The organism is Roseisolibacter agri (assembly GCF_030159095.1).
Taxonomy (GTDB): domain Bacteria; phylum Gemmatimonadota; class Gemmatimonadetes; order Gemmatimonadales; family Gemmatimonadaceae; genus Roseisolibacter; species Roseisolibacter agri.
This window is the reverse complement of sequence record NZ_BRXS01000028.1, coordinates 1-255: the sequence shown is the minus strand read 5'-3', so window position 1 is coordinate 255 and position 255 is coordinate 1. Positions and strand designations below refer to the sequence as shown.

At 66.7% G+C, this 255-nt stretch carries 1 protein-coding gene; it reads right to left on the bottom strand.

What is annotated here, in order from left to right:
* The coding region (locus rosag_RS25385; RefSeq protein ID WP_284352994.1) for a hypothetical protein at positions 1–255 on the bottom strand (255 nt) is incomplete at both ends.

Genomic DNA, 255 nt, shown 5'->3' with positions numbered 1-255 from the left:
CCGCCGCGTCACGTCGGTCAGCGCCGTCGCCGTCGCGCCGTACGCGTTGCGCGCCGAGATCATGACGCCCTGGTCGCTGTTGCGCAGCACGTTGTGCCGGAACGTCACGTCGCGCACCGTCGTCCACGGCGCCAGGTTGTCCTGCGACAGCGGCGTGAAGAGGATCATGTAGCCGCTCTGCGCGTCCATCCAGTTGTTCTCGAACACGTTGCCCTCGACCAGCACGCGCTGCGCGTTCTTCAGCTCGAAGCTGTT